Raw genomic sequence first — 16,769 nt, 5'->3', positions numbered from 1 at the left:
TGCCCTGGCGGCTGCCGATCCATGGGGGGCGACCGCTCGTTAGCAAGGTGCTGGAGGATCCGTGGACCTGTCCCTGTCGACCCGGACTGTTGGCGACCGTACGGTCGTTGAGGTAGGCGGCGAGATTGACGTATATACCGCGCCCAAGCTGCGCGAACAGCTCGTCGAGTTGGTCAACGACGGCAACCACCACCTCGTGGTGGACATGGAGCGCGTCGACTTTCTGGACTCCACCGGGCTCGGTGTGCTGGTCGGCGGCCTGAAGCGCGTCAGGGCCCAGGAGGGCTCGCTGCGCCTGGTGTGCAATCAGGAGCGCATTCTCAAGATCTTCCGGATCACCGGTCTGACCAAGGTGTTCCCGATCCATGAATCCGTGGACGAGGCCATCGCGGCCAACGACTGAGAATCGTCGCGCTCGCCGAGCCGGGCCGAGCGGAAGTCACATCATCACCGCGGCCGCCCCGCGCGTCGGTGGTGCCGCAGTCGTCGGCGCCACGGCCGGGGCGGTGATTCCGCACGATCGAGGGGGATGGCAATGGCCACCGTCGAACTTCGCTTCAGCGCGTCGCCCGAGCACGTGCGCACCGCCCGGCTCGTCGCCGCCGCGGTTGCCCGGCGCGCCGGGGTGGACGAGTCGGTGCTCGACGAGCTGAGGCTCGCCGTTGGCGAGGCATGCAGCCGCGCGGTTGGGCTGCATGCCGTCCATGGCCTGACCTCCCCCGTGAGCGTCGTGCTCACCGAAGGGGAGAAGTCGTTCTCCATCGAGGTGGGCGACGACGCGCCGAGCGCCATCCCCGCTCCCCGGGACCAGTCCGCCGCCGAGGTGGCCGAGGAGACCGATGAGCTCGGCCTCGCGGTGATCAGCGGGCTCGTCGACGACGTGGAGGTCATCTCCGATTCCCACGGCGGAAAGATCCGGATGAGCTGGCCGACGGCGACTGCCGCGGTGTCCTGATCATTCCGGACTGATTCCCCGTTCAATCAATGATCATTCCCCTGTCGGGGAATTACCCTCCGCCGGTTAAATATTATTCCCGGCCCCTTTTTTGATGCCGCGCCTCTCTCTACACTCCGGCCACGTCTGTCTGATTCGGATCAGCGCCGGAGCGTCAAGGAGGACGAATGGCTCATCCATATGTCACACAGGCAGCCGAGGCAGCCGAACTCACCGGCGGGAACCGGGGTCTCATCCTGGTGATCGCCGTGGTGGCGGCAGCAGCCCTGGCGCTCGCCGTCGTGCTGGTACGACAGGTCCTCGCCGCCGGCGAGGGCACCGACAACATGAAAAAGATCGCCGCCGCGGTGCAGGAGGGCGCGAATGCGTATCTCGCGCGCCAGTTGCGGACGGTCGCCGTCTTCGCGGTCCTCGTCGTCTTTCTGCTGCTGCCGCTGCCCGCGGATGACTGGGGTCAGCGCATCGGACGATCATTGTTCTTCGTGGTTGGCGCCGCTTTTTCGGCCGCGACCGGATACCTCGGAATGTGGCTGGCGGTGCGCAGTAATGTCCGGGTGGCGGCTGCGGCGCGTGATGCGGGCCGCGACCACGCCATGCGCATCGCCTTCCGTACCGGCGGTGTCGTCGGCATGTGCACCGTTGGCCTGGGCCTGCTCGGCGCCTCCTGCGTCGTGCTCGTCTACGCGGCCGACGCGCCGAAGGTGCTGGAGGGCTTCGGCCTCGGCGCCGCGCTGATCGCCATGTTCATGCGCGTCGGCGGCGGCATCTTCACCAAGGCCGCCGACGTCGGCGCCGACCTCGTCGGCAAGGTCGAGCAGGGCATCCCCGAGGACGACCCGCGCAACGCCGCCACCATCGCGGACAACGTCGGCGACAACGTGGGCGACTGCGCGGGCATGGCCGCCGACCTGTTCGAGTCCTACGCGGTGACCCTTGTCGCCGCGCTCATCCTGGGCACGGTCGCCTTCGGCGACTCCGGCCTGGCCTTCCCGCTGCTCGTGCCCGCCATCGGCGTGCTCACCGCCATGGCCGGGATCTTCCTGGTCGCCCCCCGGCGCACCGACCGCAGCAGCATGACCGCCATCAACCGCGGCTTCTTCATCTCGGCCGCCATCTCCCTGGTGCTCGTCGCCATCGCCGCCTACGCGTACCTGCCGGGCAGCTTCGCCGAACTCGACGGCATCACCGACACCGAGATTGTCGAACACGACGCCGACCCGCGCCTGTTCGCGCTCGCCGCCGTCGCCATCGGCATCGTGCTGGCGGCCGTGATCCAGCAGCTCACCGGCTACTTCACCGAGCCGAGCCGACGGCCCGTCCGGGACATCGGCAAGACCTCGCGGACCGGCCCGGCCACCGTGGTCCTCTCCGGCTTCTCCCTCGGCCTGGAGTCGGCCGTCTACACGGCGCTGCTGGTCGCGCTCAGCGTCTACGCGGCGTTCGTGCTGGCCGGCGGCACCATCATGCTGGCGCTGTTCGCGGTGGCCCTGGCCGGCACCGGCCTGCTCACCACCGTCGGCGTGATCGTCGCCATGGACACCTTCGGCCCGGTCGCCGACAACGCGCAGGGCATCGCCGAGATGTCCGGCGACGTCGAGGGCGACGGCGCCCGGGTGCTCACCGACCTCGACGCCGTCGGCAACACCACCAAGGCCGTCACCAAGGGCATCGCCATCGCCACCGCGGTCCTCGCCGCGGCGGCGCTGTTCGGCTCCTACCGGGACGCGATCGCCGACTCCCTCGCCGACGTGGAGATGAGCGCCACGGAGGTGCTGGGCGAGACGGGCCTCAGCCTGGACATCTCGCAGCCCAACAACCTGGTCGGCCTGATCATGGGCGCGGCCGTGGTGTTCCTCTTCTCCGGCCTGGCGGTCAACGCGGTGTCGCGTTCGGCCGGTTCGGTGGTGTACGAGGTGCGGCGGCAGTTCCGCGAGCACCCCGGGATCATGGACTACAGCGAGAAGCCGGAGTACGGCAAGGTCGTGGACATCTGCACCAAGGACTCGTTGCGCGAACTCGCCACGCCCGGGCTGCTGGCGGTGATGGCCCCCATCGCGGTCGGCTTCAGCCTGGGCATCGGCGCGCTCGGCTCGTATCTGGCGGGCGCCATCGGCGCGGGCATCCTGATGGCGGTCTTCCTGGCCAACGCCGGCGGCGCCTGGGACAACGCCAAGAAGCTGGTCGAGGACGGGCACCACGGCGGCAAGGGCAGCGAGGCGCACGCGGCGACGGTCATCGGCGACACGGTGGGCGACCCGTTCAAGGACACCGCGGGCCCGGCCATCAACCCGCTGCTGAAGGTCATGAACCTGGTGGCCCTGCTCATCGCGCCCGCCGTCATCACCCTCACCTACGGCGAGGACGCCAACGCCCCGGCCCGGGCGGCGATCTCGATCGTCGCCCTCGTCGTCATCGTCGGCGCGGTCTACGCCTCCAAGCGGCGCGGCATCGCCGTCGAGGACGACACCGAGGAGGAGGTGGTGGTGCCGGCGCAGTCGCCGGCCGGCGCGGCCTGACCCCGTCTCCATCCACCCCAACTCCCGCACCCGCGCCCGGGCATGGGCGCGGGTGTGGCAGGGTGAACGGCGTGACGCGGGAGGAGTTGCTGACGGCGCTGGCCACCCTGCGCCGCGCCCGGGTGCGCGGCCGGCGCGCCCCGCACAAACCACTGTTGCTGCTGTGGCTGCTGGGACGTTTCGCCAGCCAGGGCAGCACCGCGATGACCTACGCGGCGGCCGAGGAGCCGGTGAGCCGGCTGATCAACGACTTCGGCCCGCCCGTGCGCGCCTTGGGGGCAGCGGCCCGGCAGCGCGCCGCGATGCCGTTCGTGCACCTCGAACGCACCCTGTGGGACCTGCGCGACGCGGTCGGCGAGCCCCTCGGGCCTGGGACCGACGAAAGCGGCCCCCGGCTGCGGGCCCTCGGCGCCCATGGCCGCCTCCGCCCCGCCGTGGAGAGCCTGCTCGCAGACACCGGCACCCTGGCCGCCGCCGCGCGCGTGCTGCTCGACCAGCACTTCACGCCCGCCCTTGAGGGCCCCGTCTGCGAGGCCGCCGGCCTGGACCTGACGGACCTGGAGGCAGCCACCCATGAGCTGCTGACGGAACGTCGCGAACGCCGCCGGCGCCAGTCCGGCTTCGCCGATACCGTGCTGCGGGCCTACGCCTACGCGTGCGCCATGTGCGGATTCGACGGCCGGCTCGGCCGCAACCCGGTGGGCCTGGAGGCCGCGCACATCCGGTGGCACAGCCAGGACGGACCGGACGAGGTGCGCAACGCGCTGGCGCTGTGCTCCCTGCACCACACCCTGTTCGACCTCGGCGCGCTCGGCGTGACCGGGGCGCGCACGGTTCGCGTCTCGGGGCTCTACGTCGCCGGCAGCCCGGCCGGGCGCGCGGTCGGTGAGCTGGCCGGCCGGCCGCTGGCGGTGCCGCAGCCGGGCCGGCCGGGGCCGGCGGAGGAGTTCATCGCCTGGCACGACGCCGAGGTGTTCAAGGCGGACGTGTCCGCCGCGTGACCGTGAGGAGAACGCCGCCATGCCCCTCGACGCCATGCCCTTCGACGCCGTGCTGTGCGACCTCGACGGCGTGCTGCGGATCTGGGACCCGGCCGCGATGCCGGATCTGGACCGCGCCCACGGGCTGCCCGCCGGGACGCTGGCGCGCGCGGCGTTCCGCCCCGAGCGGCTGACGGCGGCCGTGACCGGCACGGTCACCGACGAGGAGTGGCGCGCGGCCGTCGCCGGGGACCTGGCCGCCGTCTGCGGCGGGCCGGCCAAGGCCCGGGCGCTGGTCGGCGCGTGGACGGCGCGGCCCGGGCGGGTGGACCGGGAGATGGCCGCGCTGCTGGCCCGGGTCCGGCGGCGCGTTCCGGTGATCCTGGTCTCCAACGCGACCACCCGGCTGGAGGCCGATCTGGCCGCTCTCGGGCTGTCACCGGGCGGGCCCGCCGCCGCGTTCGACGCCGTGGTGAACACCGCGCGCGTCGGCTGGGCCAAGCCGGACCCGCGCGTCTACCGGATCGCGGCGGAACGCGCCGGAGCCGAGCCGGCGCGATGTCTCTTTGTCGACGACACCGAGGGAAACGTCGCCGCCGCCCGCGCCCTGGGCATGACGGGCCATCACTACCGGAGCAGGGCCCAGTTGGAGGCTGTCCTCGCCCCGCTGGTGCAAATGGCTGCAATACGACACGACGATCCTGAGCTTCACTCGGAAGAGGGATGATCGGCGTGTAAGTTCCCGCCCTGACGGTACGAAGGGACGAGGAACGGTGAACAAGAAGCTCGCGGTGGCACTGTCGGGTTGCGCGGCGCTCCTCCTCACGCTGTCGGCGTGCGGCGGCGGTGACGGCGACGAAGAGGCCGACGAGTGGGCCCGCAACGTCTGCGAGGGCCTGCAGCCGCAGGTCGAGAAGATCCAGTCCGCCTACGCCGCCATCGCCGAGGTCAGCGAGGGGAACAGGTCTCCCGAGGAGGTCCAGGAGGCCGACTCCGCCGCCTACCAGGACATCTCCGAGGCCTACGAGGCCCTGGCCGATGTCGTCGACAACGCCGGTGACCCGCCCGTCGACGACGGCGCCCAGGTGCGCGAGGACGCGGTGACGGCGCTGCACGGCCTCTCCGAATCGTTCGCCGGCCTCAAAGAGGACATGGACGCCCTCGACACCTCCGACCAGGCCGCGTTCGCCGAGGGGCTGAGCGAGATCGTGCCCCGGCTGGAGGAGCTCGGGCAGAGCGGGAACGAGGCGCTCGACGAGCTGGAGTCCGGCGAACTCGGCGAGGCGCTGAGCCGCCAGGAGGGCTGCCAGAGCCCGGCCCCCTCCCCGCCGACGGACGAACAGACCGAGTGACCACAATGGGGGCGTGAGCATCGCCCCCCTCCCCGCCCTCCCGGTCACCGGCCCCGGCACCCCCCGGCTGCGCGAGGCGCTGTGGGCCGCCTCGTTCACCCCCGACGGCCTGCGCGCGCTCCTCGGCGAGCCCGCTCACGACGCGCTGACGCGCGGTGAGCCGGTGCCCGCCCTGCGCGCCGTCCGGGGGGACGACGGGCCGCTGGCCGTGCTGGCGCGGCTGTTCCTGCTCCGGCAGCCGGTCGCGTACGGCGCGGCGCGGGGCGCGTTGCCGCTCGACGCGGCGCTGGGCGAGGGCTGGCTGGAGCGCGACGGCGACGAGGTGCGCGCGACCGTTGACGTGCGCCCCTACGCGGGAGAGGCCCCCGACCAGGACTGGTGGATCGTCTCCGACGCCCGCGGCCTGCCCGGTGCGGGCGAGCCCGCGCGGGATGTCGTCCTCGGCGCGGGCGGCGCCTCCACGACGCTCGCCCAGTTGACCGTCCGCCGGCCGGTGGCCCGGGCGCTGGACCTCGGCACCGGCTGCGGCGTCCAGGCGCTGCACGCCTCGCGCCACGCCGCGCGGGTGACCGCGACGGACGTCAACGCCCGCGCGCTGCGCATGGCCGCGCTCACCCTCGCCCTCTCCGGCGCCCCGGCCGCCGACCTGCGCCAGGGCTCGCTCTTCGAACCGGTCGCGGACAAGGCGGACAAGGGTGAAGGGGAGGGCGCGGACGAGGGGTTCGGCCTCATCGTCTCCAACCCCCCGTTCGTCATCTCGCCCTCCGACCGCGGCGCGGGCCTCACCTACCGCGACGGCGGCCTGGCCGGCGACGAGCTGTGCCGCACACTCGTGCGGCAGTCCGCCGCCCATCTCGCGGACGGCGGCCACTGCCAGCTCCTGGCGAACTGGCAGCACATCGAGGGCGAGGACTGGCGCGAACGGGTGGCCGCCTGGGTGCCGCCCGGCTGCGACGCGTGGATCGTGCAGCGCGAGATCCAGGACGTCACCCGCTACGCCGAGCTCTGGCTGCGCGACGCCGGCCTCCACCGCGGCGACCCGGCCGCCTACGACGCGGCCTACGAGGCGTGGCTCGCCGACTTCGCCGCCGCCCGCACCGAGGCGGTCGGCCTCGGCTGGATCACCCTGCGCGCGAGCCGCACCGACCATCCCTCCGTCGTCGTCGAGGACTGGCCGCACGCCGTCGAGCAGCCCCTCGGCGACACCGTCGCGGCGCACTTCGCCCGCCGCGACTTCCTGCGCGGCCGCGACGACGGGGCCCTGCTGCGCGCCCGTTACGTGCTGGCCGAGGACGTGGTCCAGGAGCAGATCGGCAGCCCCGGCGCCGAGGACCCCGAGCACGTCGTGCTGCGGCAGCGGCACGGGATGCTGCGCGCCCGGGCCATGGACACGGTGAGCGCGGGATTCGCCGGAAGCTGTGATGGAACACTCGTCGCCGGCGCCATCCTGGACGCGATCGCGAGCCTGCTGGACGAGGACGCGGTCGCGCTGCGTGACCGGGCGGGCGAATGGCTGCGACCGCTCGTTGAGCAGGGCTTTCTGCTGCCGGAGGAGTGAGGCGCAAGGCGCGGGCGCGGTACGGGCCACACGGTCGGTGACTGTTCACGGACAACATGCCGGACGCGGCCGGGCGGCGGGAAAGGCGGATCTCGGGTTACCGTTCGAGATGCGTTGCTGAGTTTTCCCATTTGACACGCAGCAGGGCTGTACCGTCACACTCCGCATCGTCACTACTTTGGGCCCCGGGCTGGAGAGAAGAGCAGAAGTTGTCCCCGACCAGCGAGACCGCGAACGGCGGACGCCGACTTGTCATCGTCGAGTCGCCCGCCAAGGCGAAGACGATCAAGGGCTACCTCGGCCCCGGTTATGTGGTCGAGGCCAGCGTCGGGCACATCCGCGACCTGCCGAGCGGCGCCGCCGAGGTGCCCGCGAAGTACAAGGGCCAGCCCTGGGCCCGGCTCGGTGTCAACGTCGACGCGGACTTCGAGCCGCTGTACGTGGTCAACAGCGACAAGAAGGACCAGGTCAAGAAGCTCAAGGAGCTGCTGGCCGACTCCGACGAGCTCTATCTCGCCACCGATGAGGACCGCGAGGGCGAGGCCATCGCCTGGCACCTGAAGGAGGTCCTCAAGCCCAAGGTGCCCGTGCGCCGCATGGTCTTCCACGAGATCACGCGCGACGCCATCCGGGCCGCGGTCAACAACCCGCGCGAGCTCAACCAGCTCCTCGTCGACGCCCAGGAGACCCGCCGCATTCTCGACCGGCTCTACGGCTACGAGGTCTCCCCGGTGCTGTGGAAGAAGGTCATGCCGCGCCTGTCGGCGGGCCGAGTGCAGTCCGTGGCCACCCGGCTGGTCGTCGAGCGGGAACGGGAGCGCATGGCGTTCCGTTCCGCCGAGTACTGGGACCTGGTGGGCACGTTCACCACCGTGCCCGGCGACGGCGCGTTCGACGCCCGGCTCACCTCCGTCGACGGCCGCCGCGTCGCCCTGGGCCGCGACTTCGGCCCCGACGGGCAGTTGAAGAACCCGGCGCAGGTCCAGCAGCTCAGCGAGGAGAACGCCCGCGCGCTGGCCGCCGCGCTGACGGCCGCCGCGTTCACGGTCCGTTCCGTCGAGTCCAAGCCCTACCGCCGTTCGCCGTACGCGCCGTTCCGCACCACCACCCTCCAGCAGGAGGCGTCCCGCAAGCTCGGGATGGGTGCGAAGGCCACCATGCAGGTCGCCCAGCGCCTGTACGAGAACGGCTTCATCACCTATATGCGGACCGACTCCACCACTCTGTCGGAGACCGCCGTGGCCGCCGCCCGCGCCCAGGTCACCCAGCTCTACGGCGCCGACTACCTGCCGGACCGGCCGCGCGTCTACGCGAGCAAGGTGAAGAACGCACAGGAGGCGCACGAGGCGATCCGTCCCTCCGGCGACCGCTTCCGCACGCCGGCGGAAACGGGTCTCACAGGCGAGCAGTACCGTCTGTACGAGCTGATCTGGAAGCGGACCGTCGCCTCCCAGATGAAGGACGCGGTCGGCCAGTCGGTCGCCGTCCGGGTCGCCGGCACCAGCTCGGACGGCCGGGACTGCGAGTTCAGCGCGACCGGCAAGGTGATCACGTTCCACGGCTTCCTCAAGGCGTATGTCGAGGGCGCGGACGACCCGGGCGCCGACCTCGACGACCGCGAGCGGCGGCTGCCGCAGGTCGCCGAGGGTGACCCGCTCGCCGCCCGCGACATCACCGCCGACGGCCACGCGACCAAGCCGCCGGCCCGCTACACCGAGGCCACGCTGGTCAAGGAGCTGGAGGAACGGGAGATCGGCCGGCCCTCGACCTACGCGACGATCATCGGCACGATCCTGGACCGCCGTTACGTCTTCAAGAAGGGGACGGCGCTCGTCCCCTCGTTCCTCTCCTTCGCCGTGGTCAACCTGCTGGAGCAGCACTTCGGGCGACTTGTCGACTATGACTTCACCGCGAAGATGGAGGACGACCTCGACCGCATCGCCACCGGCGACGCCGAGGCCGTGCCGTGGCTGCGCCGGTTCTACTTCGGCGAGGACGGCGGCGCCGGAGTCGGCGCCGCCGCCGAGGCGGGGAACGGCGACGGCGACCACCTCGGCGGGCTGAAGGAACTGGTCACCGACCTGGGCGCGATCGACGCGCGGGAGATCTCCTCGTTCCCCGTCGGCGACGGCATCGTGCTGCGGGTCGGCCGTTACGGGCCCTACGTCGAGGCGCCACCGGAGCCCGGCGCCGAGCCGGACGCGCCGGCCAAGCGCGCCGACGTGCCCGACGACTTGCCGCCGGACGAGCTGACCGTCGAGCTGGCGAAGGAGCTGCTGGCCAAGCCCAGCGGCGACTTCGAGCTGGGCACCGACCCGGCGACCGGGCACCAGATCGTGGCGCGCGACGGGCGGTACGGGCCGTACGTCACCGAGGTGCTGCCCGAGGGCACGCCCACCACCGGGAAGAACGCGGTCAAGCCGCGCACCGCCTCGCTGTTCAAGTCGATGTCGCTGGACAGCGTTCGGCTGGAGGACGCGCTGCGGCTGCTGTCCCTGCCGCGCGTGGTCGGCGAGGACCCGGAGTCGGGGCAGGAGATCACCGCGCAGAACGGGCGGTACGGCCCGTATCTGAAGAAGGGGACCGACTCCCGCTCGCTGAGCGACGAGCAGCAGATCTTCACGATCACGCTGGACCAGGCGCTGGCCATCTACGCGCAGCCCAAGCAGCGCGGCCGGGCCGCGGCCAAGCCGCCGCTGAAGGAGCTGGGCGAGGACCCGGTGACGGGGCGTCCGGTGGTGGTCAAGGACGGGCGGTTCGGCCCGTACGTCACGGACGGGGAGACGAACGCGACGCTGCGCCGCGACGACGACCCGGAGACCATCACGGCCGAGCGCGGGTACGAACTCCTCGCGGAGAAGCGGGCGAAGGGGCCGGCGAAGAAGACGGCCAAGAAGGCACCCGCGAAGAAGGCCGCCGCGAAGAAGGCTCCGGCCAAGAAGGCGGCGGCGAAGAAGGCCCCCGCGAAGAAGGCGGCGGCCAAGAAGACCGCGTCCGGCACGGCGTCGGCCACGAAGGCAACGCCCGCGAAGAAGACGGCGGGTGCAAAGAAGACGGCGGCGGGGCAGACTGCCCCTCCGAAGGCCAGTGCGAAGAAGTCACCGGCCAGCGAGCCGCCGTCGGGAGAACGGGACTAGCGCCGTCCCGCAACGCCCTTCGTTACCCGGGCAAATGTTCGGGCGGGTGGCGCCGCCCCTCCCCGCGACGGTTACGCTGGCCGAATGACGCGAGCAGAGCAACCACAGGTTGTCGACCCCGCCCGCGGCGCCACCGACGAGGCGCTCGCCGCGGATTCCCGCGAGCGTGCCAGGCGGGCACTGTTGCAGGTACCCGAGCTGCGACGACTGTGGGAGGCGCAGTTCACGGGCGGCATCGGCGACGCCCTCGCGCTGCTGGTGCTGGTCCTGCTCTCCGTGCAGGCGGCGCTGTACGCGCCCGAGGGCGGTGAGGCGATCTTCGGCGGCGAGTACCGCGGCGTCGCCCTGGCCGTCACGGTCGCGCTCACCGCGCGGCTGCTGTCCACGCTGCTGGCCGGCGTGCTGCTGCTCGGCCCCGTGGCCGGCCTGCTCGGCCCGTCCGGGCCGCTGGACCGCCGCTGGACCATGATCGGCGCCGACGGGCTGCGCGCCGCGCTGCTCATCGTCGCGCCGCTGTGGATCGACTGGGTGCCCGACAGCGCCTTCGTCTACATCCTGCTCACCATCGTCGTCACCGGCCTGGCCGAACGCGTCTGGACCGTCGCCCGCGACGGCGTCGCCCCCGCCCTGCTGCCCGCCCCGCCGCCCGAGGGCGCCGCGGTGCGCCCGCTGCCCGACCACCGCGACGCGCTGCGCCGGCTCTGGCTGCGCAGCGGCTACCTCGCCATCCCGGCGGCCGCCGCCGCGCTCGTCGCCGCCTCGCTCGTGAGCAACGTGCTGGCGACCCGGCTCGACTGGTTCGCCGAGCACCAGGCGGCGATGGCCTCCTACGTGGCGGCCGGCTTCTTCGCCGCCGCCATCTCCGTTCTGTACTTCCTGCGGCTGCCCGGCGGCGAGCCCCGGCGGCCCGTCTCCCCGCTGGAGGGCCTGCGCCGCCCGGCCGCGGGCACCACCCCGGACAAGGGGCGCACCGGCGCCATCCCGGTGCTGGTCCTCGGCTGCGCCGCCGCCGCGGCGGCCATCGCCGCGGGCGTGGCCCTCGGCGTGCTGCACGTCGCCGACCTCGGCGGCGGCCCGGTCGCGTTCGGGCTGCTGGCGCTGGCGCTGACCGGCGGCGTGGCGGCCGGCGTCCGGCTGGCGCCCGCGGTGCTGCCGGCGTTCTCCCGGCGGCGGCTGTTCGCGCTGACCCTCGCGCTCACCGGGCTCGGGCTCTTCGGCACCGGCCTGATCTCCGACCCGGCCACCGTGCTGTTCACCGCGGCGGCCACCGGCGCCGCGGCCGGCGTGGCCGCGCACACCGGACACGCGCTGCTGGACCAGGAGACCGAGGAGTTCCGCCGGCCCCGGCTGACCCAGCACCTGCACGCGGTGACCCGGGTCGCCGTCGCCCTCACCGCCGTCATCGCCCCGCTCGCCGCCGCGCTGATCGGCCCGCACCGGGTGGAGCGCGGCGACTTCGTCATCCACCACGGCGGTGCCGCGTTCACCCTGATGATCGCGGGCGCGCTGCTGCTGCCGGTCGCCGCCGTCGTGCTCGGCCGCACCGACGACCGGCGCGGCGTTCCGCTGCGCCGGGACCTGGCCGACGCGGTGCGCGGCGCCGAGCCCACCCCGGCCACCACCGGCACCGGCTTCTTCATCGCCGTCGAGGGCGGCGACGGCGCGGGCAAGTCCACGCAGGTCGAGGCGCTGGCGGAGTGGATCCGCGGCAAGGGCCACGAGGTCGTCGTCACCCACGAGCCGGGCGCCACGCCGGTCGGCCAGCGGCTGCGGACGATCCTGCTCGACGTCGCCTCCGACGGCCTGTCGCACCAGGCCGAGGCGCTGCTGTACGCGGCCGACCGCGCCGAGCACGTCGCCACCGTCATCCGGCCCGCGCTGGAGCGCGGCGCGATCGTGATCTCCGACCGTTACACGGACTCGTCCGTCGCCTACCAGGGCGCGGGCCGCGATCTGTCGCCGGCCGAGGTCGCCCGCATCTCCCGCTGGGCCACGGATGGGCTGGTGCCGCATCTGACCGTGCTGCTCGACGTCTCCCCGGAGACCGCGCGCGAGCGCTTCACCGAGGCGCCGGACCGGCTGGAGTCCGAGCCGAGCGAGTTCCACCAGCGGGTGCGCGCCGGTTTTCTGGCGCTGGCCGCCGCCGACCCGGCGCGTTACCTCGTCATCGACGCCGGCCAGGACCCGGAGTCGGTCACCACCGCGGCCCGGCACCGGCTCGACCAGATGCTGCCGTTGTCCGAGGCCGAGATCCGCGCCCAGGAGGAGGCGCGGCGGCGTGCCGAGGAGGAGGCGCGCCGACGCGCGGAGGAGGAGCGCAAGCGCCGGGAAGAGGAAGAGCGCTTGGAGCGGGAGCGCAAGGCCGAGGCCGAGCGCCTGGAGCGCGAGCGCCAGGCGGAGCTGGCCCGGCTGCGCGCCGAGGAGGAGGAGCGCAAGCGCCGCGAGGAGGAGGAACGCCTCCGGGCCGAGGAGGCGCGGATCGCGGAGGAGGCCCGCCGCCGCGCCGAGGAGGCCCGCCGGATCGCGGAGGAGGAGCGCCGCCGCCGCGAGGCCGAGGAGCGGCTGCGCCGCGAGGAGGAGGAACGCCGTCGGCGCGAGGCCGAGGAGGAGGCGCGGCTGCGCGCCCAGGCCGAGGAGCGGCGCCGCGAGAAGCAGCGCAAGGCCGAGGAGGCACTGCTGCGCGCGGAGCAGGCGCGGCTGGCGGCGGAGGACAACACCGACACGGTCCAGGTCCCGCTGCCGCCCAACCCCGACAACGAGCAGACCGCGATCATCCCGCGCGGCGAGGGGCCGGAGACGACCGACGACACCCGCCAGCTCCCGCAGCTCAACCCGGACGGCACCGTCGCGGGCGGCTCGCGGGGCCGGCCGGAGTGGGCGGAGGAGACCCCGCTGGACGATGTCCCCACGCTGGCCGACGAGTTGCTCGGCCCGCGGGCGGATGACGACGAGGACGACGGGGGGCGGCGCGGCGGCCGGGGCCGGCGGCGCTGACGCCCTGGTTTCCCTCGCTTCCCCGGCTTTTCCGCGTGCGTTGCCGCGGGCGCCTCGGCGCGCGGACCCGGCGCGTGGGCCTTCGTGCCCGCCGGGTCCGCGCGCTGTCTCGTCTTCGCTGTCAGCGGCGTGCCGCAGAATGAGACAGCGCACTCAGGACGGCGCAGTCAGGGGCGAGAAGGGAGCGGCGATGACCGTCTGGGACGACCTGGTCGGCCAGGACCGGGTGACCAATCAGCTCACCGCTGCGGCGCGCGACGCCCACGCCTACGTCGCGGCCGTGGACAGCGGCGCCGAGCCCGAGCTGGCGGGCTCGGCGATGACCCACGCCTGGCTGTTCACCGGCCCGCCCGGCTCCGGCAGATCCACCGCGGCCCGCGCGTTCGCCGCCGCTCTCCAGTGCGTCAGCCCGGACCTCGCCCTGGGCGGCCCGCCCGGCTGCGGCTTCTGCGACGGCTGCCACACCACGTTCGTCGGCACCCACGCCGATGTCGACGTGATCCGCACCGACCTGCTCACCATCGGCGTCAAGGAGACTCGCGAGCTGGTGCGCAGGGCGCAGCTCTCGCCGGCCGGCGGGCGCTGGCAGGTGATCGTGCTGGAGGACGCCGACCGCCTCACCGAGGGCGCGGGGAACGTTCTGCTGAAGGCCGTCGAGGAGCCAGCCCCCCGCACGGTCTGGCTGCTGTGCGCGCCGTCCACGGAGGACGCGCTGCCGACCATCCGCTCCCGCTGCCGCCACCTGGCGCTGCGCACACCCCCCGTCGCGGACGTCGCCGACGTCCTGGTGCGCCGGGACGGCATCGAGCCGGACGTCGCCCTGACCGCCGCCCGCGCCACCCAGGGTCACATAGGGCGCGCCCGGCGCCTGGCCACCGACGAGGCCGCCCGCGCGCGGCGGGCCGCCGTGCTGAAGCTGCCCGAGCGGCTGACCGACATCGGCGGCTGCCTGCGCGCCGCCCAGGAGCTGGTCGACGCCGCCGCCGCGGACGCCAAGCAGCTCGCCGAGGAGCGGGACGAGAAGGAGACCGAGGAGCTGCGCGCCGCGCTCGGCGCCGCCGAGGGCAAGCGCCTGCCGCGCGGCACCGCGGGCGCGATGAAGGAGCTGGAGGACCGGCAGAAGCGGCGGGCCACCCGCACCCAGCGCGACGCGCTGGACCTGGCCCTCATCGACCTCACCGGCTTCTACCGGGACGTGCTGGCCCGCCAGTTCGGCTCCGCCGTGGCCCTCGCCGGCGGCGAGAGCGCGTCGGCGGTCGAGCGCGTCGCCGCCGCCTCCCGACCGGAGCAGACGCTCCGCAGGATGGAGGCGGTGCTGGACTGCCGGCGCGCCCTCGACCGGAACGTCGCACCGCTGCTGGCCGTGGAGGCGATGACCATGGCGCTGCGCTGAGCGGTTACGCTCCAGAGGACCACACGCACCGCTCAGCACGGGGGATTCATGCGCACCACAGGTCGCCTCACCGTCGCCGCGTTCACGGCGACGGCCCTGCTTCTGACCGCCTGTTCGTCCAACGACCGCCCCGACGAGCGATCGCCCGGCGATTCCGAGAGCGACTCCCCGTCGGCGGCCCCGAGCGCCCCGCCCCTGGAGCCGCTGCCCGAGGAGATCCCGGCCGAGCTCCAGCCGTACTACGACCAGGAGCTGACCTGGGGGCCCTGCGAGGCGTCGGGCTTCCAGTGCGCGACGCTCACCGTTCCGCTCGACTACGAGAACGTCGACCCGGCTCAGGACATCCAGCTCACCGTCACCCGGGCCAGCGCCACCAGCCCCGACCAGCGCATCGGCGGCCTCCTGATGAACCCGGGGGGCCCCGGCGCCTCCGCCGTCGACTTCGCCCAGGGCGCGGCCGAGTACATCTTCCCGCCCGAGGTCCGCGCCCGGTACGACATGGTCGGGCTCGACGCGCGCGGCACCGGCCAGAGCGAGCCGGTGGAGTGCCTGAGCGGCGACGAGATGGACGACTACACGCTCACCGACCGCACCCCCGACTCGGACGCCGAGGTGGACGAACTGCGCGCCGCCTTCGACGAGTTCGCCCAGGGCTGCCAGGAGCGTTCCGGCACCCTCCTGGAGCACATCTCCACCATTGAGTCGGCCCGCGACATGGACGTGCTGCGCGCGGCCCTCGGCGACGAGAAGCTGTACTACGTCGGCTTCTCCTACGGCACCAAGCTCGGCGCCGTCTACGCGGGCCTCTTCCCGCAGCGCACCGGTCGGCTCGTCCTCGACGCCGCGGTGGACCCGCGGCTGTCCACGCTGGAGACCGACCGCGAGCAGGCCGGCGGCTTCGAGACGGCTTTCCGCTCCTACGCCGAGGACTGCGGCACCTCTCGCGCCAACTGCCCCCTGGGCACCGACGGCCCCGACGCCGCCTCCCAGACCCTGCTCGACTTCTTCGCCGAGGTCGACGCCGAGCCCCTGCCCTCCGGCGACCCCGACCGCCCGCTGACGGAGTCCCTCGCGAGCACGGGCGTCGCCTACGCTCTCTACAGCGAAGACCTGTGGCCCAGGCTCACAAACGCCCTCGGGGTGGCGATGCGGGGCGGCGACGGCTCGGCGCTGCTCGACCTCGCCGACGAGTACAACGAGCGCGAGCCCAACGGGGCCTACGGCACCTCCATGTTCGCCTTCCCGGCGATCAGTTGCCTGGACAGCCCCGCGGGCAACGAGGACGCCGACGCGGTCCGTTCGAACCTCGCCTCCTACGAGGAGGCGTCCCCCACCTTCGGCCGCGACTTCGCCTGGGCCACTCTCCTGTGCGCCGCCTGGCCCGTGGAGCCGACCGGCACCCCGATCGACATCGCGGCCCCCGGCGCCACGGACATCGTGGTCATCGGCACCCTCCGCGACCCGGCCACCCCCTACGCCTGGGCCGAGGGCCTGGCCGACCAACTGGAGACGGGCGTCCTGCTCACCTACGACGGCGACGGCCACGGTGCTTATGGCGGCTACAGCGAGTGCATCGACTCCGCGGTGAACACCTACCTCCTGGAAAACATCACCCCGGAGGCGGGCACCACCTGCTAGTGGCCTGCGATGATGACCGCATGCCATGCATCCGCTACCGAACCGCCATATCGGCGCATGCTGAAGGTGACCCCCTCCCCCCGGGGGTCACCGAGCAGGAGCTCACCACCCACCTGACCGCCTGCCCGGACTGCCGCCGCTGGTCCAAACGCCTCCGCGCCCTGCGCCAGGCGACGGACGACCTCCTCCGCATAAGGCGTTCGGGGGCACCCCCCAAACCTGTGTAGACTGACGAGCGCTGCGCCC

11 protein-coding genes are annotated in these 16,769 nt (G+C 73.2%); all 11 read left to right on the top strand.

What is annotated here, in order from left to right:
* The first annotated feature begins 61 nt into the window (after nucleotides 1-61).
* The 11 genes from RM590_RS04365 to RM590_RS04315 all read left to right on the top strand — a co-directional run bounded on the left by RM590_RS04365 (nucleotide 62) and on the right by RM590_RS04315 (nucleotide 16,523).
* The gene (locus tag RM590_RS04365) at nucleotides 62-403 is read left to right on the top strand and encodes an STAS domain-containing protein (RefSeq protein ID WP_049577173.1); all 342 of its coding nucleotides are present in this window, start codon (nucleotides 62-64) and stop codon (nucleotides 401-403) included.
* A 132-nt stretch (nucleotides 404-535) separates the two neighbouring features.
* On the top strand, nucleotides 536-955 hold the full coding sequence (locus RM590_RS04360; RefSeq protein WP_311703404.1) for an ATP-binding protein: 420 nt from the start codon (nucleotides 536-538) through the stop codon (nucleotides 953-955).
* Nucleotides 956-1,122: 167 nt separating this feature from the next.
* Nucleotides 1,123-3,471, top strand: a complete 2,349-nt coding sequence (locus tag RM590_RS04355; RefSeq protein WP_311703017.1) for a sodium-translocating pyrophosphatase — start codon at nucleotides 1,123-1,125, stop codon at nucleotides 3,469-3,471.
* 71 nt (nucleotides 3,472-3,542) lie between these two features.
* The gene (locus RM590_RS04350; RefSeq protein WP_394813798.1) at nucleotides 3,543-4,472 is read left to right on the top strand and encodes a phosphorothioated DNA-binding restriction endonuclease; all 930 of its coding nucleotides are present in this window, start codon (nucleotides 3,543-3,545) and stop codon (nucleotides 4,470-4,472) included.
* Nucleotides 4,473-4,491: 19 nt separating this feature from the next.
* Nucleotides 4,492-5,178 carry an HAD family hydrolase gene (locus RM590_RS04345; protein ID WP_311703015.1) on the top strand — a complete coding sequence of 229 codons (687 nt, stop codon included), beginning with the start codon at nucleotides 4,492-4,494 and terminating at the stop codon, nucleotides 5,176-5,178.
* Nucleotides 5,179-5,224: 46 nt separating this feature from the next.
* Entirely contained in the window at nucleotides 5,225-5,803 is a 579-nt protein-coding gene (locus tag RM590_RS04340) for a small secreted protein (RefSeq protein WP_311703014.1), read from the top strand.
* A 13-nt stretch (nucleotides 5,804-5,816) separates the two neighbouring features.
* Nucleotides 5,817-7,361, top strand: a complete 1,545-nt coding sequence (locus RM590_RS04335) for a DUF7059 domain-containing protein (RefSeq protein ID WP_311703013.1) — start codon at nucleotides 5,817-5,819, stop codon at nucleotides 7,359-7,361.
* A 209-nt stretch (nucleotides 7,362-7,570) separates the two neighbouring features.
* On the top strand, nucleotides 7,571-10,498 hold the full coding sequence (gene topA, locus RM590_RS04330; protein WP_311703012.1) for a type I DNA topoisomerase: 2,928 nt from the start codon (nucleotides 7,571-7,573) through the stop codon (nucleotides 10,496-10,498).
* Nucleotides 10,499-10,582: 84 nt separating this feature from the next.
* The gene (gene tmk, locus RM590_RS04325) at nucleotides 10,583-13,492 is read left to right on the top strand and encodes a dTMP kinase (protein WP_311703011.1); all 2,910 of its coding nucleotides are present in this window, start codon (nucleotides 10,583-10,585) and stop codon (nucleotides 13,490-13,492) included.
* 190 nt (nucleotides 13,493-13,682) lie between these two features.
* Nucleotides 13,683-14,885, top strand: coding sequence for a DNA polymerase III subunit delta' (locus RM590_RS04320; protein ID WP_311703010.1), 1,203 nt, complete (start codon nucleotides 13,683-13,685; stop codon nucleotides 14,883-14,885).
* A gap of 48 nt (nucleotides 14,886-14,933) precedes the next feature.
* Complete coding sequence (locus RM590_RS04315) at nucleotides 14,934-16,523, top strand: alpha/beta hydrolase (protein ID WP_311703009.1); 1,590 nt, start codon at nucleotides 14,934-14,936, stop codon at nucleotides 16,521-16,523.
* Nucleotides 16,524-16,769: the final 246 nt, after the last annotated feature.

Origin of the sequence: Streptomyces litchfieldiae (assembly GCF_031845365.1) — a bacterium.
GTDB classification, from domain to species: Bacteria; Actinomycetota; Actinomycetes; order Streptomycetales; family Streptomycetaceae; genus Streptomyces; species Streptomyces litchfieldiae.
Note: the sequence above shows the minus strand (reverse complement) of the source record. Positions and strands in the feature narration are given on the sequence as shown.